The 25,049-nt window shown below is 52.6% G+C and carries 28 protein-coding genes and 1 pseudogene; 10 read left to right on the forward strand and 19 right to left on the reverse strand.

All coding sequences use genetic code 11. The features are described 5' to 3' along the window. Positions 1–25 precede the first annotated feature (25 nt). From flgH to KNV97_RS08345, 6 genes are read left to right on the forward strand one after another with little or no spacing between them, the layout of a single operon-like run. The gene (gene flgH, locus KNV97_RS08320) at positions 26–697 is read left to right on the forward strand and encodes a flagellar basal body L-ring protein FlgH (RefSeq protein WP_136482834.1); all 672 of its coding nucleotides are present in this window, start codon (positions 26–28) and stop codon (positions 695–697) included. Then, entirely contained in the window at positions 682–1,818 is a 1,137-nt protein-coding gene (locus tag KNV97_RS08325; protein WP_136482836.1) for a flagellar basal body P-ring protein FlgI, read from the forward strand. Before flgH ends, KNV97_RS08325 begins: the two co-directional genes overlap by 16 nt. Continuing rightward, positions 1,818–2,405 (forward strand): rod-binding protein, encoded by a 588-nt coding sequence (locus KNV97_RS08330; protein ID WP_136482838.1) that lies wholly within the window; start codon positions 1,818–1,820, stop codon positions 2,403–2,405. The genes KNV97_RS08325 and KNV97_RS08330 overlap by 1 nt, the downstream gene beginning before the upstream one ends. Continuing rightward, complete coding sequence (flgK, locus tag KNV97_RS08335) at positions 2,392–3,765, forward strand: flagellar hook-associated protein FlgK (RefSeq protein ID WP_218562879.1); 1,374 nt, start codon at positions 2,392–2,394, stop codon at positions 3,763–3,765. The genes KNV97_RS08330 and flgK overlap by 14 nt, the downstream gene beginning before the upstream one ends. A 9-nt stretch (positions 3,766–3,774) precedes the next feature. Continuing rightward, positions 3,775–4,674 carry a flagellar hook-associated protein FlgL gene (gene flgL / locus KNV97_RS08340; protein ID WP_136482841.1) on the forward strand — a complete coding sequence of 300 codons (900 nt, stop codon included), beginning with the start codon at positions 3,775–3,777 and terminating at the stop codon, positions 4,672–4,674. 11 nt (positions 4,675–4,685) lie between these two features. Next, entirely contained in the window at positions 4,686–5,726 is a 1,041-nt protein-coding gene (locus KNV97_RS08345; protein ID WP_136482843.1) for a flagellin, read from the forward strand. A gap of 138 nt (positions 5,727–5,864) precedes the next feature. Here KNV97_RS08345 and KNV97_RS08350 read toward each other — a convergent pair whose 3' ends face one another. From KNV97_RS08350 to KNV97_RS08440, 19 genes and pseudogenes are all read right to left on the reverse strand, one after another. Then, the gene (locus tag KNV97_RS08350; protein WP_136482845.1) at positions 5,865–6,377 is read right to left on the reverse strand and encodes a copper resistance protein NlpE; all 513 of its coding nucleotides are present in this window, start codon (positions 6,375–6,377) and stop codon (positions 5,865–5,867) included. Between the two features lie 128 nt (positions 6,378–6,505). After that, positions 6,506–6,793 carry a hypothetical protein gene (locus KNV97_RS08355; RefSeq protein WP_136482847.1) on the reverse strand — a complete coding sequence of 96 codons (288 nt, stop codon included), beginning with the start codon at positions 6,791–6,793 and terminating at the stop codon, positions 6,506–6,508. Positions 6,794–6,870: 77 nt separating this feature from the next. Then, positions 6,871–7,869 carry a flagellar motor protein MotB gene (locus KNV97_RS08360; protein ID WP_136482849.1) on the reverse strand — a complete coding sequence of 333 codons (999 nt, stop codon included), beginning with the start codon at positions 7,867–7,869 and terminating at the stop codon, positions 6,871–6,873. Next, positions 7,869–8,727: pseudogene (gene motA, locus KNV97_RS08365) on the reverse strand (flagellar motor stator protein MotA). The gene KNV97_RS08360 and the pseudogene motA overlap by 1 nt, the downstream one beginning before the upstream one ends. Positions 8,728–8,736: 9 nt before the next feature. Then, complete coding sequence (locus KNV97_RS08370) at positions 8,737–9,465, reverse strand: FliA/WhiG family RNA polymerase sigma factor (protein WP_136482853.1); 729 nt, start codon at positions 9,463–9,465, stop codon at positions 8,737–8,739. 10 nt (positions 9,466–9,475) lie between these two features. Beyond that, on the reverse strand, positions 9,476–9,973 hold the full coding sequence (locus KNV97_RS08375; RefSeq protein ID WP_136482855.1) for a flagellar basal body-associated FliL family protein: 498 nt from the start codon (positions 9,971–9,973) through the stop codon (positions 9,476–9,478). Between the two features lie 21 nt (positions 9,974–9,994). Then, on the reverse strand, positions 9,995–11,134 hold the full coding sequence (locus KNV97_RS08380) for a flagellar hook-length control protein FliK (RefSeq protein WP_256612669.1): 1,140 nt from the start codon (positions 11,132–11,134) through the stop codon (positions 9,995–9,997). Between the two features lie 2 nt (positions 11,135–11,136). Next, entirely contained in the window at positions 11,137–11,451 is a 315-nt protein-coding gene (locus KNV97_RS08385) for a LafD (RefSeq protein ID WP_136482857.1), read from the reverse strand. After that, positions 11,435–11,821, reverse strand: a complete 387-nt coding sequence (gene fliS, locus KNV97_RS08390; protein ID WP_136482858.1) for a flagellar export chaperone FliS — start codon at positions 11,819–11,821, stop codon at positions 11,435–11,437. The genes KNV97_RS08385 and fliS overlap by 17 nt, the downstream gene beginning before the upstream one ends. Positions 11,822–11,842: 21 nt before the next feature. Further along, positions 11,843–13,180, reverse strand: a complete 1,338-nt coding sequence (fliD, locus tag KNV97_RS08395) for a flagellar filament capping protein FliD (RefSeq protein ID WP_218562880.1) — start codon at positions 13,178–13,180, stop codon at positions 11,843–11,845. 495 nt (positions 13,181–13,675) lie between these two features. Then, a complete protein-coding gene (lafA, locus tag KNV97_RS08400; protein ID WP_136482862.1) occupies positions 13,676–14,548 on the reverse strand; it encodes a lateral flagellin LafA in 873 nt (290 codons plus the stop codon). A 229-nt stretch (positions 14,549–14,777) separates the two neighbouring features. Next, positions 14,778–15,590 carry an EAL domain-containing protein gene (locus KNV97_RS08405; protein ID WP_136482864.1) on the reverse strand — a complete coding sequence of 271 codons (813 nt, stop codon included), beginning with the start codon at positions 15,588–15,590 and terminating at the stop codon, positions 14,778–14,780. Beyond that, a complete protein-coding gene (gene flhA, locus KNV97_RS08410) occupies positions 15,583–17,676 on the reverse strand; it encodes a flagellar biosynthesis protein FlhA (protein WP_136482866.1) in 2,094 nt (697 codons plus the stop codon). Before flhA ends, KNV97_RS08405 begins: the two co-directional genes overlap by 8 nt. Positions 17,677–17,703: 27 nt before the next feature. Beyond that, positions 17,704–18,834 (reverse strand): flagellar biosynthesis protein FlhB, encoded by a 1,131-nt coding sequence (gene flhB / locus KNV97_RS08415; protein WP_136482868.1) that lies wholly within the window; start codon positions 18,832–18,834, stop codon positions 17,704–17,706. After that, on the reverse strand, positions 18,831–19,607 hold the full coding sequence (gene fliR, locus KNV97_RS08420; RefSeq protein WP_136482870.1) for a flagellar biosynthetic protein FliR: 777 nt from the start codon (positions 19,605–19,607) through the stop codon (positions 18,831–18,833). Before fliR ends, flhB begins: the two co-directional genes overlap by 4 nt. Further along, positions 19,607–19,876 carry a flagellar biosynthesis protein FliQ gene (gene fliQ, locus KNV97_RS08425; protein WP_136482872.1) on the reverse strand — a complete coding sequence of 90 codons (270 nt, stop codon included), beginning with the start codon at positions 19,874–19,876 and terminating at the stop codon, positions 19,607–19,609. Before fliQ ends, fliR begins: the two co-directional genes overlap by 1 nt. Positions 19,877–19,893: 17 nt before the next feature. After that, positions 19,894–20,652, reverse strand: a complete 759-nt coding sequence (fliP, locus tag KNV97_RS08430; RefSeq protein WP_136482874.1) for a flagellar type III secretion system pore protein FliP — start codon at positions 20,650–20,652, stop codon at positions 19,894–19,896. A gap of 30 nt (positions 20,653–20,682) precedes the next feature. Continuing rightward, positions 20,683–21,051: a flagellar motor switch protein FliN gene (gene fliN, locus KNV97_RS08435; protein WP_218562881.1), complete on the reverse strand. Its 369-nt coding sequence runs from the start codon at positions 21,049–21,051 to the stop codon at positions 20,683–20,685. After that, positions 21,048–21,866 (reverse strand): FliM/FliN family flagellar motor switch protein, encoded by an 819-nt coding sequence (locus KNV97_RS08440; RefSeq protein ID WP_218562882.1) that lies wholly within the window; start codon positions 21,864–21,866, stop codon positions 21,048–21,050. Before KNV97_RS08440 ends, fliN begins: the two co-directional genes overlap by 4 nt. 484 nt (positions 21,867–22,350) lie before the next feature. On the opposite strand from KNV97_RS08440, the gene KNV97_RS08445 reads away from it, so the two are divergent. From KNV97_RS08445 to fliE, 4 genes are read left to right on the forward strand one after another with little or no spacing between them, the layout of a single operon-like run. Next, a complete protein-coding gene (locus KNV97_RS08445; protein ID WP_218562883.1) occupies positions 22,351–22,875 on the forward strand; it encodes a hypothetical protein in 525 nt (174 codons plus the stop codon). After that, positions 22,824–23,348 carry an OmpA family protein gene (locus KNV97_RS08450; protein WP_218562884.1) on the forward strand — a complete coding sequence of 175 codons (525 nt, stop codon included), beginning with the start codon at positions 22,824–22,826 and terminating at the stop codon, positions 23,346–23,348. The genes KNV97_RS08445 and KNV97_RS08450 overlap by 52 nt, the downstream gene beginning before the upstream one ends. Further along, a complete protein-coding gene (locus tag KNV97_RS08455; RefSeq protein ID WP_168796928.1) occupies positions 23,348–24,679 on the forward strand; it encodes a sigma-54-dependent transcriptional regulator in 1,332 nt (443 codons plus the stop codon). Before KNV97_RS08450 ends, KNV97_RS08455 begins: the two co-directional genes overlap by 1 nt. Before the next feature lie 13 nt (positions 24,680–24,692). Then, entirely contained in the window at positions 24,693–25,049 is a 357-nt protein-coding gene (gene fliE, locus KNV97_RS08460; RefSeq protein WP_136482882.1) for a flagellar hook-basal body complex protein FliE, read from the forward strand.

The raw sequence follows: 25,049 nt of genomic DNA on the forward strand, positions 1-25,049 counted from the left end.
GCAGTGAGCGATGAAGGAAAAGGTGATGACAACGCTGAGCAAAGTCGGATTACTGAGTGTATTAGTGCTGGCTGGTTGTGCCGGACGGGAGGAGTTTGGCCTGCCGTCACCGGACGAAGAAAAATATGGTCCGCCGGAGCTTGATTACTCTCTGCCTGAGGCTCAGTCCGGCAGCCTTTATCGCCATCACTATGCGATGACTCTGTTTCAGGACCGCCGGGCCTATCGGGTCGGCGATGTCCTGACCGTGCAGCTGTCTGAGTCGACCCAATCGAGTAAAAGTGCCGATACCCAGTATGGTAAATCCTCCAGTGTTGGCCTGGCGGCGCCGATTATTGGTGCCAAAACGTTTGACGATGTTTCTGCCTCGATAGATGGCAATCGCGCTTTTGACGGCAGTGCGTCCAGCTCGCAGGGCAACCGTCTGCAGGGGGCCATTACGGTCACTGTGAGTGAGGTTTTACCTAATGGCGTGATTCGTATTCGTGGTGAAAAGTGGATTCGCCTCAATCAGGGGGATGAGTTTATTCGCCTGACCGGCATTGTGCGTGTGGATGACATCAGCCGCAGCAACCAAATCTCTTCACAGCGTATCGGCGATGCGCGCATTACGTACTCCGGTCGCGGCGCGCTGGCAGACAGCAATGCCTCCGGTTGGCTGACGCAATTCTTTAACAGTCCATGGATGCCATTCTGATGATAAAACATAACGCATTTTTGACCACGCTGTTGCTGGTGCTGAGCTTGGGTCTGACGCCGGGAGTGAAAGCGGAAGCTGCTATCCCGCTGATGGATCTGGTGGATATTCAGGGCATTCGTCAAAACCAGTTGGTTGGTTATGGTCTGGTAGTGGGACTGGATGGTCAGGGTGACCGCAACCAGGTCGAATTTACCTCCCAGTCCATCACTAATATGCTGCGCCAGTTCGGGGTGCAGATTGATGAATCGTCCGATCCTAAACTGCGCAACGTGGCTTCAGTGAGTGTCACCGCATCGGTTGATCCTATGGCCGGGCCGGGCCAGACGCTGGATATCGTCGTGTCATCGATTGGTGATGCAAAAAGCCTGCGTGGCGGTACGCTGCTGATGACACCGCTGCGTGGTGTTGACGGCGAAGTGTACGCGGTGGCCCAGGGCAATGTCGTCGTTGGTGGCGTGTCGGCCCAGGGACGCAGTGGCAGCAGCATTGCCATCAATACCCCAACCACGGGGCGTGTGCCAAACGGCGCGACTCTGGAGCGTGAGATCCCGACCGACTTCAACCAGCGCGATACGGTGACGCTCAACTTGCGTGAAGCGAGCTTTACCACGGCGAAAAATATCGCCCGTGAAATCAACGATACGTTTGGTCCCAAAGTCGCGGTGGCGATCAACAAAGGTCGGGTTGAAATGCGCGCGCCGCAGGACACTCAGCAACGTGTCATCATGATGTCGATGCTGGAAGAGATGAGTGTGGTGCAAGGCCGTAAACCAGCCCGTATTGTGTTTAACTCCCGCACCGGCACTGTGGTGATTGGTAAGAACGTCAAGGTTGGCGAAGCCGCGGTAAGTCATGGCAACCTGACGGTCAGCATCAGCGAGTCACAGCAGGTCAGCCAGCCGAACGCGCTTTCTGGCGGCCAGACCCAAACCGTCGACCAGTCGAATGTGGATATTAATGAAGAGCAGGCGCAGATGATGATCTGGCCGGCAGGCACCGAGCTCAATACCATAGTCAATGCGGTTAACAGCCTGGGTGCAACGCCGACCGATCTGATGTCCATTTTACAGGCCCTGCATGAAGCCGGCGCCCTGAATGCCGAACTGGTGGTGATCTGATGAAAATTGACCATTCCAACCAATCCGTCGCCGGCGATGCTGTGCTTTATCATGACAATAGCGCGCTGGCCAATATCAAACATGCCGCGGATAAAGGTGAGGCGTTGCAAAAGGTGGCCGGCCAGTTTGAAGCCATGTTCCTGCAACTGGTGCTGCGTCAGATGCGCAGCAGCAGCGATGCGCTGGCTGACCAGGACAGCCCGTTTTCCTCCCAGCAGCAGGGGGTATTTCGCGATATGTACGATGGTCAGTTGGCGATTGAACTGGCCAAGAAGAACAATGCCGGCATCGCCGATATGCTGGTGCGCCAACTGGGGCCGGCGGCAGGACTCAGTGCGGCGCAAGCCAATTCAGTCAATGACAGTTCATTTGCCGCGATTGGTGCAGATATCGTACCGGTAGAGAGCGTGATGTTTTCTATCCCGGAAGCGGAGTCACAAAATGCAGCCGGATTACAGGCAGAACTTAACCCGGCTCCGCTGCATGCCGCCTTAGACCCAGAGCAAAACAGCAAAGTGATGGTCAATACGGCCTTCGCTCAGCCACTGATTCGACCATGGAGCGAGATCGGACATGAACTTGACTAACATAGCTTTAACCGGACTGAACGCGAACCGCGTTGCGCTCGATGTTACCGCGCAGAATGTGGCTAACGTCAATACGCCCGGCTACAGCCGCCAGCAAGCCCTGATGGCCTCAGTCGGTGGCGGCAAATATGACAGTTTAAGCGCGGGGATGGGGGTTCAGGTGACCAGCATCCGTCGCGTGACTGATCAGTTTCTGGTCAAACAGACCTGGTCGACCGGCAGTGAATCGGCCTATGCCTCGCGCTATACCACCAATATGAGTCAGATTGAAAATACGTTGGGTGCGGACGGTTTCAGCCTTTCCGCCGGGCTCGATAGCTTGTTTGCGGCGCTGCATGATGCCTCGACCAAACCTGAATCGACCCCGCTGCGTCAGCAGATTATCAATGAAGCGGAAGCGCTGTCGCGCCGCTTTAATACCCTGACTGAGTCGCTGTATAACCAGCATCAGGATATGAGCGAACAGCGCAGTGCGGCGGTCAGTCAGGCCAACAGCCTGCTGAGCAACATTGCCGAGATTAACCAGCAAATCGTTGAACTGCAGGGGACCGGCGGTAATCCGGCCCAGTTGATGGATACACGTGATGCGCTGGTCGGTGATTTGTCGCAGATGGTCGAGGTCAAAACCACCAATCAGGCCAACGGCAGTATGCAGATTTCGCTCAGCAATGGTCAGCCGTTAGTGATGGGTTCTGAATTCGGTACTTTACAGGCTGTTCCGGACAGCAGTGACGCTTATATGGCGAACATGCAGGTGGTCTTCGGTAATCAGAGTTTTGCCATTCCCGGTCAGATGGGCGGTGAAATCGGCGCGTTGAACGACTACCAGGCCGAGGTGCTGAAACCCTACATGACTGCCGTGGATGACATGGCGCAGTCAATGGCGGATGCCTTTAATTCAGAGCTGGCCCTGGGGCTGGATTTGGATGGGATGCCTGGCAAAGCATTGTTCAGTTACGATCCCGATAACCCGGCAGCCAGCCTGACCATGACGGATATTACCGCCACTGAGCTGGCACTGTCCGGTGACGGAAACCCCGGCAACAGTGACAATCTTCAGGCCTTGATTGCGATAGGTAATCAACCCTTTTCCATTGCCGGTTTTGGCACTCAGTCACTCAATGATGCGTTTACCAGTATGGTAGGAGAAGTCGCCATTAAAGCGCGTCAGGCCGAGTCGGATTCTCAGGCGAAAACCACCATGAATGAACAGGCTATCGCCAAACGGGACAACGTCAGTGCCGTCAACAGCGATGAAGAAGCGGCCAATCTGATGACCTTTGCTAATGCGCACAATGCCAATATGAAAGTGATCAGTACCGCCAATCAGCTATTCGATACCGTATTACAGTTATTTTAAGGAGTCAGGATGAGAATCAGTGACACTCAATTCAGTCAGATGATGTTGCAGAGCCTGCAGACTAATAATGCCGGTCTGGGCACTGTCATGCAGCAGATGGCGACCGGTGACCGCCTGACTAAACTGTCGGATGATCCGATGGCCTCGATTAAGTTGCTCAACCTGGATCGTGAAGACAGCGCCATCAGCCAGTATCAGAGCAATATCGCCAATGTGAAAACTACCTTGTCGAGTCAGGAAGTGTATCTGGATGCGGCGAACAGCAGCCTGATGAACATTCGTGACCGCATTTTGTGGGGGGCGAATGATACCCTGACTGATGCGGACCGCACCGCGATTGTGACTGAACTGCATAGCCTGCGCGACTCGGTCGCCTCTTCTTTTAATGCTCAGGATGAAGAGGGCGCTTATCTGTTTTCCGGTACCGCCAGTAATACGGCTGCGCTGGACGACAGTACAGGGTCTTATGTGATTCAGGGTAATACGGATAAACGCGTGGTTACGGTGGCCAAAGGGGTGAGCATGGAGTCCAATATGACGGCTCGCGATCTGCTCGATTTAGGCGCTGGCAGTAATGTACTCAACTCGATCGATGATCTGATTGCCGAATTTGAGGCACCGACGGCCAATTTTCAGAACCAGGTCGCGACGACACTCAACGCTGTGGATGGCACGATGGATAATGTGCTGGCGGCCATCACCGAACTGGGTGGACGGCAAAATAACCTGGATCTGCTCGACAGTGCCCATGGTGAGAACAAGTTGTTCGTGGATAAGGTTACCAGCGATCTGTCGGCATTAGATTATGGTGAAGCGTCAGTGCGTCTGAGTAACTTCATGGCCGCACTGCAGGCGACTCAGGCCAGCTACGTCAAAATTGACGGTCTGTCGCTGTTTGACCGGATTTAGAGGTTAACACTATGGTGATGAGTACAGTGGAAGTGCGCGGTCAGGGAATACGTCTGACCGGGCAGGATCAGACGAGTATTACTCCTTCCCGCACGACACAAAGTCCGCGCTTTAATCCACCGCGTAACCGTACTTTCCAGGCTGACCCACCGTCAGCCTATTCCATTTCTGCATTACGGCTGACGGCCGGGCAGCAGCAAGCGACATCGGTGCAGATCGCCACGAAAACCCTGCAGGTTGCCGGTAAAGAACTCACCCATATTAAGCGCAGTCTCACTCAGGCAGTGACACAGGGCGTTGAGCGGGTCCCCAATCTGAAAGAGACGCTGACCCGTTCTAAAATGCAGCTCGACAGCACGCTGGAACACGCCCGCTTTGATGGTCAGCGCGTGGTGAGTAACGAGCTGAAACTGCAACTGAATCAGGGCGATCTGCGCCGCTTTTCCGTGCCGGGGCTCAATGTACAGCGTTTGCAGGATAAGGCTGAGCAGATTCGTCTGGATTTTCCGCAGGGTCAGTCGGTGCTGATGCAGTTTGATGGTCGTAGCGATGGCAGTAAAACGGTAAAAATGCTGGATCGCAGCCTGATCCCGCTCGGGATGCGAGCTTCTCTGGGCAGTGATGGCAATATCGTGTTTGAGGCCACAGATACGGCCTATAAGCAGATGAAGCAAAAGGTGATGGTCACCGGACAGGGCCACCGTTTCCCGGCCGGGCAGGCCAATACCCTGACGCTCAAATCTGAGCCGGATGGTATTGCTGAATTGCGCTTTGATCTGGGTTCACGTGACGGCATCAAAAAAACCATTGCTAAGGTCAATCAGCACTTACAGCAGGTGCAGGTCAGTCTGGATCAGGCACGCAGTTATCACAGCGAACTGAATAGTCAGATGCAGACGCTGCGTGAGCAGAACCAGGTGTTGGCGGTGGATGGCGTGGCAGATAAGCTGGAAAGCTTTTATGCCGCGGGTGATACGTTTACCTCTACTTATCAGGCGCTTAATGCGCAGGCTAATGTACGTCGTCACACGGTTGTGGCACTGCTGCGCTGAAGATTCGACTCATTGCAGAATAATCCGTTTCATTACAGAATAAACAATAACGCCGGCCTCTGGGCCGGCGTTATTGTTACATCCGCATACAGCACGAATAACTGTTTTTACCGATTGATTACTGTAGTTGTCCGATGATTACTGCTTTTGCAGATTGTACAGTGCCGCCATATCGCCGGTCACTTTCTCACCATTGATGTCCAGTTTCATCAGCATATCATCACCAACAAAGTACTGGTTTGGTGTCTCGGAACCATCTTCCAGAGTAATTACGCTGCCGGTGTCGTTCCAGTGGAACTTACCTTCAGAAGTGGTTGGCTCTGCACCTTCTTTACCCTGATAAGCCTGCACCAGGCTGTAGCTCTGATCTTCGTTCAGAGTCAGGGTGTAGTCGATACCTGCGCAGTCAGCACAAGGAAGAGTGCCTTGATAGGTGCCTTGCCAGTTGGCTGCGTCGCCATCTTCAATCGATTCAGTCACTGCATTAGCCGCTGAAGAAACACTGTCGGTTACGGTTGCAACTGAATCGCTGACTTTACTTGGCAGGGTATCGGCAACCGGTTCTGCTTGTTGCGTTGCCGCGTTTTCCGCAGTGTCACAGCCAGCCAAAATAAACGTCAGTGCACTCAGGGCGAACATCGCTTTTTTCATCTTTTATCCTTATCTATTTGTTGTGTGGACAGGGTTGAAAAGATTATTCACCAAACTCATGTCAGAACCGTCAGTGCGTGGTCATGCTTTCTACCGGCGCGGTCAGGAAGTTGTTAGATTTCTGTGAATTAGATAAGGAAGAAGAAATAAAGGAAACAAATGAACGCCAGCAGCGTCGCTGAAAGGGTCGGATAGATGATATAGGCGTCGCGCTGACTGGTGCGCTGAAAACAGAGGAAACTGAGCAGTATATTGTAGATCAGCAGCAGCAAGCTGATGCTGGTGCCGGCATGCAGGGTCAGGTTGGTCAGTTGGGTCAGAAACAGGGCCAGCAGACAGTAATCCAGCACAATCAGCCATAGAAAGGCTTTCTTTAAAGTGTCTTTGTGGTTGGTGTGTCGGGTTAGCTGCGGCATAACGTTCTCTGAATCATGCTGATGGAACCTGCCCCGGAGCTACAGGGCAGGTTATGACGGTCCGTTAGCAGACCGTTTTAAGAGTCTGCTTGGTGATTGGCATTGATCTCAAGCCTGACCTCTTGCTGGCGGCTGATGGCAGGCTCGCGGCGAACCGGCTGATTAAAACTGGCCTCGCCTCGGGCCTTGTCCAGTTCGCCCGGTTGTTTATCACCAAAGAAAGTTTCCAGCACTTTGGCGGCTGGTGTGGTCAGGACAAACAGCTCAATCCGGCGGTTCTCACTGCCATCTGGCTCTTCCGGATTAAGCAGCGCCCGGTCCGACATCCCGGTCACCTGCAGTACACGCTGGTCCGGCATTCCGCCTGCGACCAGCGTCTGACGGGCAACATTGGCGCGGTTTGCCGACAGTTCCCAGTTCGTTTTACTGCCAAAGCGTTGTTTAAACGCGGTGGAGTCGGTATGACCACTGATGATCAACGGGTTTTCAACCCGTTTAAACACCGGTGCCAGAGCCAGCAGGAGATCTTCAAAAAACGGCGTGATTTCGCTGCCGCCGCGGCTGAACATATTCTGCTTAAAGTCATCTTGCAGAACGATGCGCAGGCCCTGCGGGGTCACCGAGACGTTGACATTACCCTGCGCATTGATTTGCCGCATCATTTCCTCAACCACTTTGGCCAGCGTCGCGAGCTGAGCCTGGGTATCAAAGGTGCCCGGCAGCAGAGCATCCGACTCCGGCCCTTCACCGTTACCATTATTAAATGAGGTTACGGTGTGATTGGAGTCATGCTTGCTGAGCACCGACGAATCGGCGGCCAGATCGATCGGTGAGATGCTTTGCGAAGTATCAAACGGGTTACCGTAGCTGCGGTCAAACACACTTGAGCTGTGCAGGTGGGCGACAATCGCTTTGCGCTCTTCTTTATCGACCACCTGCATGACCCACAGAACCAGAAACAGCGCCATCAGCGCTATCATGAAATCGGCAAACGCGACTTTCCATGCGCCGCCATGATGCTCTTCGTCATGACCACCTTTCGCGCGCTTGAAAACCACGTGCTCCTGTTTCTGCATTATGCCTCCTGTTCCGCCAGCCATTTCTCCATATCACTGAAGGTCGGTTTAATGTCTAGCTGGATGTGTTTACGGCCGGCGTCAATCGCCAGCAAGGTCGGTTTTTTTCGCTACGTAAGCAACCAGGGTTGCACGTACGCACTCATAAGCGGTCATGTCACGTTTGACCCGCTGCGCCATTGCATTGCTGGCCGGATCAAAACAGCAGTAGCAGCCGAAGATGCCGACAAACGTACCGACCAGCGCCGCAGCGACATGGTAGCCAATCATGGCGATTGAGCCGTCGATAGCCTGCATGGTGATAATGATGCCGCCTACGGCCGCCAGAATGCCAAACCCGGGCAGAGCCTCTGCGGTGCGCTGCAAAGAGCGGGACGGAAGGAGTAAATCGGTCTGAATCGCTTCGATTTCCTGCTCAAGTAACCCCTCAAGTTCATGAGGCGACATCTGTCCCATTGCCATTAAACGTAAATTGTCGGCAATGAAGGAAACCAGACGATTGTCCGCCGCGATAAGAGGGTAGCGAGAAAAGATCGGGCTTTGGTCCGGGTTTTCAATATGGCGGTCGAGCGATTTAAAGCCACCGCTGCGTACGGTTTCCAGCAGTACCTGCAATACCGCCATCAACTCCATGTAGTAGTCTTGTTCATTTTTCGGCGGCGACAGCAACTGACGCAATTGGCGGCGCATCTCTTTAATCACGTGCGGCGGGTTACCGATGATGGTCGCACCGAGCGCCGCGCCGAATATAATCAGATATTCGGCAGGCTGCCAGATGGCGCCCAGATTACCACCGGCCCACATATAGCCGCCAAAAACACATATCAGGATGGTAATGGCGCCAAGAAACTTTTGCATAACTGACTCCTAAGAGGACATATAGAGATTAAGTTGTTTGAGCGCCTGTTTATGCAACTGACAGATGCGCGGAGGCGTCAGATCAAGCACGAGCGCAATTTCGTGTAAGTTCAATTCATGTTGGTAAAACAGCGTCAGCAGCAGTTGATCGCGCTTCGACAACTGACTGACCGCTTGTTCCAGGCTGCGGCGCAGGTTTTCCTGCCTCATGCCGTCATCACGGCCTTCGGCGACCTGTTCCATCCCGTTTTCCAGCAGTTGATCCAGGCTTTGCATTTCACCGGCCAGTGAGGCATTGAGACGGGCGTAGTAGTCTTTTTCGTCGCTACCCAAGGCCTGGATAATTTCCTGGTCATTGGGTTGACGACCCAGTTTGCGGGTCAGATCCCGGGTGACGTCGTTCAGCTCGTGCGCCTGCTGGCGGGTTTTACGCGAACGCCAGTCGAGTCGGCGCAGTTCGTCCAGAATGGCGCCGCGAATCCGACATACCGCAAAGGCAGGAAAATTAGGATCGTCGAGGTTGCCGTAGCGACGCCCGGCTTCAAGCAGGCCAATCAAACCGATTTGCTGCATGTCTTCAATGCTGCAATGGGTCGTGGCATGCACGCGTAGCTGGTTAGACACCCGTTTAACCAAGTGCTGAAACTGGCTCAGCAGACGGTTTTCATCAATCGGTAACGTGGGCGAAGCGATATCATCCGAGATGTCATAGCTGTCCTGATATTGCATATCCAACATATCAGCGCCCTTACTGTACGACGTATTTCGTCAGCAGGACGTCATCGATGTGGCGGATGAGCGGGGTCTTGTCAAACGCGGTCAATATGGTCTGTTTGACCTCGCGCTGCAGATGATCCACCGCACCGTCGGCTTGTAAATCTTCATAGGTTTTATCGCTGAACAGTTTGATCAGTGAATTTTCGACCACCGGCATGTAATCGTTAAGGTTGGCGATTTTCTCCGGATTGCGCGTTTCCACGGCCAGTTCCAGCATCAGGAAGTGATTCTGCTGTTTACCTTTGACGCTCAGTACCACTTTTTCCAGCGAATGATAACTGGGCGCTTGTTCAGTACTGTTTTCTTCAGTCAGGAAAGCAAGCGGAGTGCCGCTTAGCCAGTCTTCGGCGGACTGATTGGCAGACGATTGTTTCATATACCACAGGCCACCGAAAACGGTACCGGCTGAGACAAGAATACTGGCCACCAGCATGATGATAAAAATAAGAGTGAGTTGCTTTTTGGTCATGATTTTTTCCTGCTATGAGCCTCAGGCCTGAGTACTGAGCCAGTGCTCAGACATCGAAAGGTTGGGCGTCGATGAATCGCTGTTCCGGGCGGCGAAAACCGTCGTGGTATTGTCTTCCTGCGCATCGGATTGATGTTGCGGCTGACCGCCACGCTCCGAGCCGACATTGACGTCGACATGCACAAAGTTCTGGTTTTGTAATTCCGCTCGTAAACGGTCAGAAACCTGCATCAGCGCTTCGCGGGTGGCGGCACTATTGGCGTGGATTTGTACGCTGAGACGATCGCCTTCAACCCGTACCGTCAAATCCAGTTTGCCCAGATCCGGCGGGTCAAGTCTGATTTTGGCTTCCTGCAGATTTTGCTGCGCTTGCAGGGTTACCCTATCCTGCAGAACCTGCAGCATTTGCTCACCCCATTTACCCGCCTGAGTGTCAATGCGGACACTGGCCCATTCTGCGCCGCCGTTACTGCTGGCTGTCGAACCGGTCAGTACTGACGATAAGGCCGTCGTCGTTGCAGTTGTTACTCCTGTGGCAGATGGCACGGGCTGCACATTGTCCAAACTGAGCGATGCGGTTTTATGCAGAGGCATGTCCTGGTCGCCGGTTAACCCAGGCAGCAGCTGTGAACTGAGTGCAGATACCTGAGCGGCTGAGCCAGTCGTGTTCTGATTGAGTGAGGATGCGGAATTGCTGATTGACATTGCGCTCTCAAAGCCCGCGTTGTTTGGTAGAGCGCCTGCTGACAGCGCCTGAGCGGTCATTACCGGTTTATCACTCGGCATGGCAACAGCAGCAAAGAACTGCTGCATCAGATCAGACATTTCTTGTTCTGAGTCTGTGTTATCACCGTCATTGTTCGCGTCCGCCTGTCCGGTTTTGTCGGCGCTCAATGCAACGACTGGCGCCTCCGGCAGTGCAGAGCCCTTCTCAGCAATGGCCGCATACTGACTGGCTACTTTATCTTCTGGTGTCGATTGAGCAGAACCTGAGCGAGATGCCGTCGAATTTGACGCCAGACGAAAACCATCTGCCTGGCCGGATGACTGGCCGTCAAACTGACGTGCTTGTTTGATTTCGCTGCGGGTGGCGCTTTGCTTATGCTGCGCCGCCGATGTCTGGGCAGGCATCACACTTTGCATTGTTTGGCTACTTGGCATCGTTACATCTCCATCGTCATTGCCAGTTGGTAGGCGAGGGCACGCTCCTGCTGGGCGTTCATGGTTTCCATTTCTGACTCGAGTGCTTTGGTGGCTGCCTGTAGTGCGCGCAAGGCGATCTGATGCTCGCTTTTTACTTCATTGATGACGTCAGCCAACAAAGGTTCGCTCACAAACGGCTTGTGACTGTGCAGTAACTCGCGCAACTCGCTGTCACAGCGTGCCAGTGCCCGCCAGTCCTCTAGTTTGGCGGCAATTTTGATTTTTTGGGCCAGGTGCCGGAAACGCTCCGGCGAGACCTTATGCCTGTTGACCAAAATTCATCCATCCCTGTTTGATGTTTTCCATCACGCTTTCAACGGCGCCGAGTCGTTCGACGTCGTTGTTCACGCTGGCCTGATATAGTTCGACCTGACAAAAGTCATACAATTGATGAAGGTTTTGCGCCAGCTCGCCGCCGTTGTCTAAATCAAGTGCGCTATCCAGACCAATCAGAATATTCATGCATTTATTAATGCCGGTGCCTTTCGCGGCCAGGCGGCCCATTTGGATGTGGCCACGCACGCGTTCCACTTCATCCAGCAGACCGTCGATCAGCATCACCACCAACTGATGTGGGGTGGCTGCGGCGGCTTGTGCGTCCAGATCGACCTGTTGGTAAGAGTCGTAGCCTGAATCCATTAACATAAAAAGTTCTCCCGACCCGTTTTAGCTGAACATCGACATGGTCTGGTTCATCTGGGTCATTAGTTGGTTCATTTGAGTAAACTGTCTGAGGTAGCGGTCGTACGCCATGTCATATTTGCGCTCCAGGCTGGCTTGTTTGTCATCGATGCGATCAATGCTTTGTTGCAGAGAGTCTTTGCGCGATGCAAACAGGCTGCCGGAAAATTTCAGATAGGGATTGAGCAGTTCATCCATGCTGTCGAACAGATTGCCGTCACCATTGAAGAACGACTCCAGTGCTGCGCCGTTGGTGCTTTGTGCCTGTTCGAATTTATCGTTATCTATGCTCATCTTGCCGTCACGGCTGATTTCAAGCCCAAGGTCGCTAAGGCGCATGCCGTCAAACTGACCACGGACCATGCTCTGAATCTGGCTCTTGATAGAACGCACCGTCGGATCACTGGCTAGTGCGCCGCGGGCGGTATTTTCATCGCCGATACCAGTCAGTGAATCGATCTTGCTGATCAAGCTGTTGTAAGCATCGATAAAACCATTCATCTGCTCTTTGGTCGCTTCATCGTCAGTGCCGACCGAGAGCGTCAAAGGCGCTTCGCCGCTGGTCTGTGCCTGACTCACCGTCAGGTCGACACCGTCGATAACGCCACTAAAGGTATTGCTGCTGTTGGTCAGCTGCAGGCCAGTACCTTGTGCGCCAAGCCAGATGGTTGCATCCTGGGCGGCACTGATTTCGGTAACATTGCTGAATGCGTCTTCAAACCAGGTCTGGCCTGTGCCACTGGCGGAGACATTGATGCGGTTGGCCACCCCGGTTTCCGTGCTGGAGAGCATGAAATAGGTTTGCCCGTTAGAACGTACCAGCGTCGCATTCACGCCCGGATTGGTACTGTCGTTGTTAATCGCTGAAACCAGGTCTGCGACGGTGGCGGTGCCGTCACCATCGGTGTCGACGGTGGACAGATCCAGGCTCATGGTTTCGCCGTTCACACTGAAATCAAGTGTACCCGTGGTTGGCACCTGAGTGGTGGCGTCGAGGTCTGCGGGCATGCCTGCGGAAATCTGATGGGCAGTCGCCAGTTGCTCGACAAAAATCTGGTAGCTGCCGGACAGCGCGCCGGCATCAGCCGTGGCTGAGAAAAAGCCATCCTGAGAAACGGTCGCGCTGTTTTGCAAGATGCTGCTGGTCGAGCTGTTCATTTCATTGATGGTGGTGCGGAACTCACGCAGTGCACTTTCAATATCGCCCAGTGCTTTGAGTTGTGACTGGTACTGATTGGCCTGGGTCTGATAGCGCTGCTGAAACGATTGCACATCAAATGTCGCCAATTGTGTTGCCATAGTAATTGGATCTAATGAACTCATTTGGAGTCTCCCTGTTGCTCGGTCTGCCGCCACGACTGGCCTGCCAGAATTCACACCCTGAATAGAATCTTGGTCTGATTACAAGATGCGTGCCATTGGTTTGTCTTTTTTAAAACAACAACTTACTTTGATCTGCTTTGCAAAGCGGAAGTGGATTTTCCTGAGCGGTAGTTCCGCTGATTCCTCAGTAACAAAGCGATTGTCCCGCTAGTAGTGCGACCAGAAATGACGGGGCATTAAACGTATGGGCATCAAACATGTGGGTATAGAGATGCGTGCGGTCGCTCAGCGTGAAGTGGCATTCAGCAGACCGGCGGAATGAGAAGGGAAATGTTCAACCACTGGCCGGAGGAGAAAAAAGCGCCGATGTGAGTCCCGATAGTAAAGGCTTGTTGCAAGGTGGAGGCGCGGCGCTGTTTCAAATCGGGCAACGAAAAAAAGCCCCCGCGGTGCGGGAGGCAAACACAAACATACAGATTGTGTGGCTTAAAACGCTTAGCGCAGCAGTGACATTGCCATGCTTGGCATTTGGTTAGTCTGAGACAGTACAGTGGTACCTGCCTGCATCAGCATCTGGTTCTTAGTCATGTTTGATGATTCAACTGCGAAGTCAGCATCGGTGATACGGCCTTTCGCGGCAGAGGTGTTTTCTACCATGTTGCCCAGGTTAGCAATGGTGTGATCCAGACGGTTCATATTTGCACCGAATGCAGAACGTGCTTCACCGATTTGACCCAGTAGGCCAGCTTCACCGTCTGCGCCAGTCAGAGCTGTCAGAGCAGTTTGTGCCGTTGCTGCAGTAGTCAGATCACCCAGTGCCAGAGCACCAGAAGTACCGACAGCAGTATTGATCGCTTGAACTTCAGTGCTCACGTCTACCGCCAGTTGGTCACCCGCTTGAGTGCCGATTTGGAAGTTCACTGCGCCAGCTTCAAACGTACCGCCGCCAGTTTGCAGCAGTTTGTTACCACCAAAGCTGGTGGTGTCCATGATGTTCGCGAGTTCTTCGCCCAGTTGCTGGTATTCAGTATCCAGAGCAGTACGGTCAGTATCAGTCAGGGAACCGTTCGATGCCTGCGTTGCCAGGTCGTTCATACGGTATACGATGTTGGTCATCTCATCCATAGAACCTTCAGCAGTCTGCATCATAGACTGACCATCTTGCGCGTTACGCATCGCTACGTTCATACCACGAGTTTGCGCATCCAGACGGGTAGAGATTTGCAGGCCGGCTGCATCATCGGCTGCTGAGTTGATGCGGTAACCCGTGCTCAGACGCTCCATCGCTGTGTTCAGCAGGTTGCTTGTGCTGTTGATAGTGTTCTGAGTCACTAGTGAAGCGTAGTTAGTGTGCATTGATAGAGCCATCGTAGTCTCCTTGGTTGATAACGATAATCAGGCTTGGGAAGTTTCCCGGTTCAACCACTAGAGGCGGACGCTTTTCCCCGGCCATTAATTAAAAAAATAAAAATTTAGCGAAAAGCAGTGAAAAGGATGGTTTTAGGTGAGTTGTGTTCCAGAAATGGGGCGATTTTAGTCGCTGTTGATCTTTATGAGCGGTAAAAATCAACAGCGCGACCGACATCAGTGATTATGTTTACCAGCCATCGTTGTCGGCTTCATCAAACGTTTTAAAGCTCAGTGAAGTCGGAATATCGCTGAAATAACCAAAATAGTAACTGGCACCCAGCAGTTTATAATGGTTAAGCTCTTTTTGGCTGGCGACACGTCCCGCGACCCAGGGCAGGCGATAGCGGCGCAGAAAACGCATCAACGGCAGCAGGTCGCTGCGATCCTGTTTATCTTCCAGCGATACTGCCAGTTTGATCATGTCCGGTTTAAAACGAATGACTTGCTCAAAATGCTCGGCATGGGTGTAGAGTTCAAACCACAAGGCGTAGGTCTGGCTGCGCATCTTGCTGACCAGGTTGTCAATTTCAAGCGGTAAAGGTTGACTAAAATTGATCTGCAAAGAAGGGACAACATGGGAAAAAGCCAGTGCGTGATAGTGCAGAATGTGCTGTAAAAATTCAAAACCGGGTGGCCATAACAGCGCATCGGTCCGGATTGGCACCACAACATTACTGATTAAATCGGGATGGAAGGTTTCCATCTGAAAATGGGTCTGGCGCAGGGCAAGGTAGAGGCTGAACAGGTCAAGACAATAGGTCATATGCGGCGAAAGCTGGAACTGATATACGCTTTGCTCGCCGCGACTGCCAAAGCGCAGGGTCAGGTGCTGATATTCGACCTCGGCGCTACCGGCGTGGCGTATCGCCTGGCAGGCATGTCGGATATCGTTGCACTTAAAGGCCTCGAACACCAGCATGTCGTCCTCCGTGACGACATGCTGTTCAATAAGGTCGCGCAGATAATGGAACAGCGCATGATGTGAAGTGAGATTAGCCAAGGTTTCCTACCACGTTGATTTGTTTATTCTCAGGGATTTCATTGTACGACAACACCGCTAATCCTTGTGAGAAGGTTCGTGCATAGCGTGCGATAAGCGGACGCAGCTGCGGCATCACCAGCAAGATAGGCGTTATGCCCTGCTGCTTGAGCTGCTGACGGATCAGCGGCAGATTTTGCTGGAACTGACCCAGAATATTGGGCTCGATCGGAAAGCTGTCCAGCATGACGCTGCCACTGGCTTGCGCCTGGTGCAGTGACGTCATCAGCATTTTTTCCAGTTCATCCGACAAGGCATAAACCGGAATTTCGCTTTTTTGCCCGGCCAGCAGATTAATCAGGGTGCGGCGCAGCGCGCAGCGTACATCCGCAGCCAGCAGAATGGGATCTTTGGTGTTTTCCGCAGACTCCAGCATGGTATTGGCGATGGTTCGTACGTCTTTCAGTGGCACCTGATCGAGCAGTAACTGGCGGTACACTTTCAGTTGCTGGGCCGGACGCAGCGCAGCGCCCAGCGCTTCTGCCAGCTTGGGCGCCTGGGCGGTCAGACGCTGGTTCATCGCTTCCACGTCATCATGGTGGAACAGTTCCGCGAGGTGGGTTTTCATCACTTTGCTGATATGGGTTGCCACCACGGTCGCGTCATCCACCACCTGATAACCCATGTTTAGTGCGCGGGCCTTTTGGCTATGTTCAATCCATACTGCCGGTAACTGATAGGCCGGATCACTGCCAAGAATACCGTCGATTTCGCCGTACGTTTCGCCAACCGCGATTGCCATCAGGCGATCCGGCTCGATAAAGCCTTGTTCAATCTGTTCGCCATTGAGGGAAATGGTGTATTGATTCGGTTTCAGACTCAGATTATCGCGAATGCGCACCTCAGGCAGCAGAAAACCGACCTGCTCGGAGAGATTGCGTCGTACACCGCGAATGCGCTGGGTCAGTGGTGCACCCTGCTCTTTATTGACCAGGTGCACCAGGCGGTAGCCGAGGGCGAGCGATAAAGTATGCACGTGAGGAATATCTTCCCAGCCAAGCGGGCTTTCTGCCTCTTGTTGCATCGCCTGCGACATTGCCGCCACTTCATCGAGCTGATGATCGTCGGCCGGACGCTTACTCTGGCGCCAGCCGGCAAACGCGAGGGCGGCGGCAAAAGCAAAAAACGCCAGATGCGGCATCCCAGGTACAATACCAATCACCACCATAATAGCGGCCACGGTATACAGTGTGGCCGGGCTAGCCAGTAACTGCTTGTGCATGGTTTGCGACATGTCGTTGTCGCTGTCATTAATGCGGGTCACTATGATGGCGGCCGCGGTCGCGAGCAGCAGTGACGGGATCTGGGCTACCAGACCATCACCGATTGTCAGCAGGGCGTAGGTTTTGAACGCTTCGGATGCTGGCAGGCCATACTCGAATACACCAATGCTGATACCGCCGATGATGTTGATAAACAGGATCATCAGACCGGCAACGGCGTCACCGCGCACAAATTTAGACGCACCGTCCATCGAACCGTGGAAGTCGGCTTCGTTGGCAACTTCGCGGCGGCGCAGGCGGGCAGCTTCCTGATCAATCAGACCGGCATTGAGATCGGCATCGATCGCCATCTGTTTACCCGGCAGGGCATCCAGGGTGAAACGCGCCGATACTTCAGAAATCCGTTCACCACCTTTGGTGATCACCACGAAGTTAATGATCATCAGGATGATAAACACCACCATACCGACCACATAGTTGCCGCCGATCACCACTTCACCAAACGCCTGGATCACTTTACCGGCCGCGTCACCCCCATTATGGCCTTCGAGCAGCACAATCCGGGTCGACGCCACGTTCAGAGTCAGGCGCAGCAGGGTAGCGACCAGCAAAATGGTCGGGAAAATGGAAAAATCGAGCGGCCGTTTGGCGGTGGTACTGACCAGCAGCACCAGGATGGCCAGCACAATGTTAAAGGTAAACAGAGCGTCCAGCAGCAGTGGTGGCAGCGGCAGGATCACCATTGCCAGTACCATCAGCAGGACGACCGGAATGCCGATATAGCCCTTGCCGGAGTGTTGCCAGTGTTTTAACCAGTTACGCATGGTTATCAGTCCTTTCTGTAATGCGAATCAGTGCTGCAGATGTTTTGGAATCGTAAAATGCGGCAGTGGGAGCGGCTCTTGGCCTTTACCGCGCCGAAACGATTTCAATTGCAGGACGTAGGTCAGGATGTGAGCCACCGCGATGTAAAGCTGGCTGGGAATCGCCTGTTCAATCGCAGTGGTGTAATAAATGGATCGGGTCAGCGGCGGAGAATTAATAATTTCCACCTGGTTTTCACGGGCGATGCGCTGGATATGCATGGCGGTTTCATCCACCCCTTTGGCGACCACAAACGGCGCTTCAGACATTGAAGTATCGTATTTGATCGCGACCGCATAGTGGGTCGGGTTCACGATCACCACATCAGCCTGCGGCACCATTTTGTCAATTTTACGCCGCGCAAACTGTTGCTGAATCTGACGAATACGCTGTTTGACCTCCGGGCGGCCTTCATTGCTTTTGTACTCTTCTTTCAGTTCCTGCTTGCTCATCTTCAGTTGTTTGAGGTGCTCCCAGCGCTGGTAGGGCACATCGACAAAACCAAACAGCAGCAAAGCGAATCCCATCAGCAGCAGGCCATCAAACAAGATCTGCATGATGAGCACAAAACCTTCGTTTAGCGGTAGACGCTGGATACCAATAAGCGGCTGCAAATGGTTATCCATATAGCCATACAGCAGCGCGAAGATGACGCTGACTTTGAGGCTGGATTTAATCAACTCAACCACAGATCGGCTGGAGAAAATTCTTCCGATGCCGGTTATCGGGTTCAGTTTGCTTAGTTTGGGCTGAACATTGGCCGGGCGGAACATCCAGCCGCCAAGAAGCATACTGCCGGCCAGCGTGACCGCAATGATGACGATAAACAGCGGCAGCAAGAGTTCAATCAGGATACCCAGGGTATGGCCGAGCTGTTCCATCATCTGCATCGGATTGGCCAGGTCTTGTTTGGTCAGCGACATGTTGTAGCGGAATACACCGGAAACCGCCTGCCAGATAGCTGGCATCTGCGCGGAAAAGTAGACCACCACAGCCAGAAAAATCATCGCTGTGGTCAGTTCTTTCGCTCTGGGGACCTGGCCCTGCTCACGCGCTTTTTTGATTTTCTGCGGCGAGGCCTTCTCGGTCTTGTCCTGAGAAGAAGCTGAATCGCTCATGCGCCCCCCGCCATAAACTGGTTAAGAAAGCGCAGCGTGTCATGTACCAGCGACGTATAACGGCCGGGTACCCCGGAGACAGAAATCAGCACACTGAACAAACCCAGCAGCATGGTCATCGGAAAGCCGAGCGCATAGACGTTGAGGCTGGGCGCAGCACGGTTCATGACCCCGAAGCTGATGTTGGCCAGCAGCATGGAGACGATCGCCGGCAGCGCCAGTGCCAGCGCGGCGGAAAACATCCAGCTGAAATGATGGATCACTCCCTGCAGAGAAAGCGTGGTAATGCCTGATCCAACCGGCCAGACAGTAAAACTCTGAATAAGCACATCAATCACCAGCAGGTGACCTTCCAGCGCCAGAAACAGCAAAGTTGAGAAAATCAGAAACAGGCGACCCAGTACCGCCACGGATAAACCATTGACCGGATCGTTCATCATCGCCATACCAAGGCCCATTTGCAGTGAGACGACCTGACCGAGCATGGTAAAGACAGTGAACAGCATATGCAGAATGAGGCCGAACATCAGCCCCCAGATCACTTGTTCAAACGCCAGAAACAGCGAGGTCATCGAAAACAGATCAACGGCTGGCATGGCCGGCATCAGCGGCGCGGTGATCACGGTGATCGACAAGGCCAGCAGGCTGCGCACCCAGACCGGGATCAGATTGTCGCCAAAAAAAGGCATCGCGATAAACGCGGCGCCGATGCGAAAAAACGGCCACCAGAGTTGCCCCATCCAGGCGGACAGTTCGGCAAAGGTCAGCGTCATCAGCCAATCATCCCCGGTATGTTGTGGAACAGATAATCAAACAGCTCCATGATTTTGCGCAGCATCCAGTGTCCGGCAAAGATCACCATCAGCAGGGTGACCATCAGGCGCGGCAGAAAACTCAGGGTCTGTTCGTTAATCTGGGTTGCGGCCTGAAATACGGCGACGCACAGGCCGACAATTAACCCGGGTACAACCAATACCGCAACGAGAAGGATCACCATCCAAACCGCATCGGAGATCAGGGTTACCACCAGTTCAGGTGTCATACAGCGTGTTCCTTACATCACTGGGCAAAACTGGCGGACAGTGTGCCGACCGTCATTGCCCAGCCATCCACCAAGACAAACACCACCAGTTTGAAAGGCAGCGACACAATCAGCGGCGACAGCATCATCATACCCATCGCCATCAGTACGCTGGCGACCACCAGGTCAATGATTAGAAACGGAATAAACAGCATAAAACCAATTTGGAACGCAGTTTTCAGTTCGCTGATCACAAAGGCCGGCAGCACGACGGCAAATGAAATGTCGTCCAGGTTTTGATCGAGTGGTTCGTTGGCAATGCGCAGCATCTGTTCGAGTGAACTTTGCTGTGTCTGTGCCAGCATGAAATCACGTACCGGTTTTTCTGCGGTCGAAAAGGCTTGCATCAGGGTGATGTCACCCTGGTCATAAGGCTTAAAAGCGTGTTCGTAAACGTCGCTCCACACCGGGCGCATAATCAGTACAGTCAGCGCCAGCGCGATCCCGACCAGAACCCGGTTGGGTGGGCTCTGTTGCAGGCCAAGCGCCTGCCGCAATATCGCCAGTACCACAATGATGCGGGTGAAACTGGTGGCCATCAGGATAAAGGCAGGCAGAAAACTGAGCGCAGTCATCAGCAACAGAATTTGCAGTTTAACGCTGTACTCTTGCTCGGTATTGCCGTCTGAGACCGTAAACAGAGTCAGGCCGTTATCGGCAGCCAGAGTCGGCACTGAAAACAATATCAGTGCCAACGCCAGAAGGCCGAGACAGCGGAAGGAGCGCGGTTGAGTCATGTTAGAAACCTGTATTACTGACCGACAGAATTACTGACCGACAGAGCTTAGCGCGCTGTCGAGCACGTCAATCAGGCGCAGGCCATACTTATCGTTGACGACGACGACTTCAGCGTGACCGAGCAGAGAGCCGTTGACTTTCACATCCAACGGCTCACCGTTGAGCTTATCCAGCTCAATCACACTGCCTTCACCGGCTTGCATCAGATCACCCAGTGCGATTTCCTTGCTGGCGACTTCCAGAGTGACGGTGACCGGGATGTTTTTAAAAAAACTCAGATCACGTTCCACTTTCGCCGGGGCTTCAACCACGCTGTCTGCATCTAAATCTTCCAGGTGAAAATCATCGAAATTGAGTTCGTCGCTGTCAAAGTTCACGTTGTCCAAAGCGTCACTCATCTTAGGGATTCCTTATCTTGGTTTAAAATCAGCACCAGTTGCTCATCCTGCTCGGCAATACGTCCGCTGAACAGGCGTTCACCGCCAATGCTGACCGGCACAGTAGTCAGTAGGTCAATCGGTAAAATATCGTTGGGGGCCAGGCTCAGTACATCACTGAGCGGCATAGTCTTCTTACTCAACAGGGCCGTCAGGCGCACCGGAGTCTGCTGCAGAGAGCGGTTAAATTGTTGCGCTAATTGTTGGTTGGGCTGGATATCCAACTGATTAATCAGGGTCTGCACCAGCTGGCTTTCAAAAATCAGCGTGAGCAGGCCGCTGTGGTCACGATAGCGCAGGGTAATCTCTGCTTTCAGGCCGACGCCACTGCTCATTTCTCCGTCACCGCTGCGCCACATGTCTCCGGGGGCTATCCAGCGAGTCGCGATTTTGCCCATGCGTTCTTGCAGGCGTAAATCACTGCTGGTGATAACACTTTGTGAGCGTTCTATATTGGCACCGTAAAAACGATCCGCCAGCTTGATCAGCAAATCACTGTTGAGGCTGACGAACAGACAGCCGCTATCCTGATGGCGAAATTGGGTCACCGCCGATTTATCAATATCGGAGGGTTTAAGGGTATGCAGTTCCACAGCGCTGAGTTCGGCATCGATGTGATGGGTATTGAGCCAGGTTTGCAGCTCACCACTTAATCCGTGACACGATTCTGTGATAATGGTTTCCAGTTTTTCCCGAATGATATGTATGGGTTTTCCCAGTAATTCCACATTGAGGGCTCTCACTTCGGGAATAGTGTTCTGGATATGTGTTTCCATTTATATTTTACCGTGCGTTGACATTGCGGAGATGTTTACTCGATGGCGCACAGTCTATACAGAAATTTTTAATTATTTTTAGTATCTAATTATAACTTTGTGAGGTTGGTTCACATGTTGATTTGAAGTGGCTGTTTTATTCTTCAATAAATAAAAGAAAACGGGTAGTTTGTGAGGGTTATAATATACAGATAATTATTCAAAAAATGCCCAACAACGGGACTTTGTTAAAAGTTTATTAAGATTTACCTATGCTGCTATATTCATGTGGTAGCATTTTGTTTATCCACAACGCTATGTATTGTTCAACAACCAATAATTGTTCAATAAGCAATATATGACGAATAAACTTTATATGCTTAATAAAACGTCTGTAGCCAGTCAGCATAGCTATTAAGCTGTTTTTTAAACAGGTGCACAACTTGCATGTCTATCTTGTACAGAGTACCCAAGCTGTGGCATAAGGCCAGATTGGAGTTTCACTATGAAATCGTATGCCAGTTATGATAATTCCATGGCATATTTCAATGACAGGGAAGTGTCAAAAAAGTGTCAGAAATACTTTTCCAGTTTTATGGTTAAATTATGTTCTGTGGCTTTTTTTTCTTCAGCTATATTATTATCGCCAAAGTCTTTTTCGGAAGATGAGATAATTTATCCCATGGATGAATCTTCATGGATATATAAAGGAGGTACTTTCAATTGCACGCTGATGCATACGGAAGTTCCGCAGGGGAAGTTTTATTTCCGCTCAAATAAAAAAGATAACGTTACTTTAGAATATCGTTTTAATAGTAATCAGTCTGAGTGGATATATGCACAGGCTGGCTTATTAACCCCGCCATGGATTAAGCCGTTACAAGCGGACACTGTTAGTCAAGGGCAGATAAATTCACAGCGTGGTTTTTCATTTAGTTCAGATATTGAGCGAATTCTTCACTCAATGAAAAACGGGAAGTGGTTGACGGTGTCTGTGGGGGAAGTGAGGCTTCCTCCTCGCTCAAGTTGATTCTGCCGACGATTCGTATTCAGTCCGCACTGGATCAGTTTGCCGAATGTCGTCAGCGACTGCCGTTAATCACCTATCGTGAAGCGCGTGATATGACGCTGCACTACCAGGCTGGGCAGCAAAACTTAACGGCCGCCCAACGTGGTCAGTTGAAGGCGTTGATGAGTTATGTCCGTCTGGATAAGCGCGTCACCCAGGTGTTGATTGATGGTCATACCGATAGCGACGGTGCTCGTTTGGCGAATCTGGCCGTATCGCGCAAGCGTGCTGAGCAAGTCGCCGAGGCACTAAAAAATCTGGGACTGGATGGAGCGAAAGTGCAGGTTCGAGCTCATGGATCGCGTTATCCGCTCGCCAGTAATCACAGTGAACAAGGGCGGGCGAAAAACCGCCGGGTCGCGATACGTTTAGTCAGGGATAACGAAAGCGTGGTCAATTCTGCGCATACCAACAATAAAATAAAGGTCAAATAATGACGAAGTCAGATGTTCTGTTGGTTGAGCCCAATGACAATCTTGCTCAACCTATGATTGATGTCTTGATGGAAGCCGGTTATCGCGTGCGCCATGTGCGTACCGGGCGCAGCGCATTGCTTGAGCAATCGGCAGCAATAACCGTTGTTAGTGCAAACTTACCAGATATGGGAGTACGCGAATGGGTCGCGTGCCACCAGAAGCAGGCCGGGGCAGGCGTGGCGATCGCCATCGTCGATCAGGATCAGGGTATCGTTGCGGCGGAAACGATGAAAGCCGGAGCGACCGATTACCTGCTGCGTCCGTTTGAGACCGGTCAGTTACTTAACCTGCTGCGCCGCGTTGAAGCTTTAGGTAAGCCGATGGCTAATATCGTGGCTGAATCCTGGCGCAGTAAACAGGTGTTGCAGCTGGCTCATCGCGCCGCCTGTACCAGCGCCAGTGTGTTGATTACCGGTGAATCCGGTACAGGTAAAGAAGTGTTGGCGCGTTATGTCCATCAGCAATCCAGTCGCGCTCAAGGCCCGTTTGTGGCGGTCAACTGTGCAGCGATTCCTGAATCTATGCTGGAGGCGGTGCTGTTTGGCCATGTTAAAGGGGCGTTTACCGGCGCGCTGGCCTCGCAAAGTGGCAAATTCGAAGAAGCCAACGGCGGCACCATTTTGCTGGATGAAATCGGTGAAATGTCTCCAGCGGTACAGGCCAAACTGCTGCGTGTGCTGCAAGAGCGTGAGGTGGAGCGGGTTGGCAGCCATAAGGCGATTCAGCTCGATATCCGCGTTATCGCCGCCACCAATAAAGATCTGCGTGAACAGGTTCAGAAAGGCTTGTTCCGGGAAGATCTCTATTATCGTCTCGATGTTCTGCCACTGCACTGGCCTCCGCTGCGGGAGCGTAAAGAGGACATTCTGCCTATCAGCCAATTTTTTATTAACAAGTATCAGGATGGCAGCCAGTGTTTTCTATCTCAGGACGCGCGTCAGGCCCTGAGCCAGTATCCTTGGCCGGGTAACATCCGGGAGCTGGAAAACATTATTCAACGTGCACTGGTGATGCGCCACGGTGATTACATCACCGCGCAGGATCTCATGCTGCCAGTCGAATATGCTGCAACGTCTGCCCCCAGTGTTACCGATACCACGATGGGGCACGTTGAAGCGAAAAAGCAGGCGGAATATCAGTATATCCTGGACAAACTACGTCAATTTGGTGGCAACCGTACTAAAACCGCCAACGCGCTGGGTGTGACGACCAGAGCTCTGCGCTACAAACTTGCCGCCATGCGTGAGCAAGGTATCGATCTACAGTCAGTATTAGGTTCAGCCGCCTAAAGGAAGGGGAAACATGGCAAATCAAATGATAGCGAATGCAATGTCAGCCGAGCAGCTGATGCTGGGCAAAATGGACGCGATGCGTGACATGGCGACACCGCAATTTGTGGTGCGTCCGAATCCGGTTGATGAGCCGTCGCTCAATCAGCCGCTCTCTTTTTCGGCGGCGATGACCAGTGTCTTAGACCGGGTTAACGCTCACCAGTCGGTTGCCAGCCAAATGATGACGGATGTTGAAACCGGTAAAAGCGATGACCTGGTCGGAGCGATGATTGCCAGCCAAAAGGCCAGCCTGTCTTTTAACGGCCTGCTGCAGGTTCGTAATCAGGTGGTCGGAGCGTTTGATGACATTATGAAAATGCCGGTGTAA

Source organism: Vibrio ostreae, assembly GCF_019226825.1.
In the GTDB taxonomy this organism is placed as follows: domain Bacteria; phylum Pseudomonadota; class Gammaproteobacteria; order Enterobacterales; family Vibrionaceae; genus Vibrio; species Vibrio ostreae.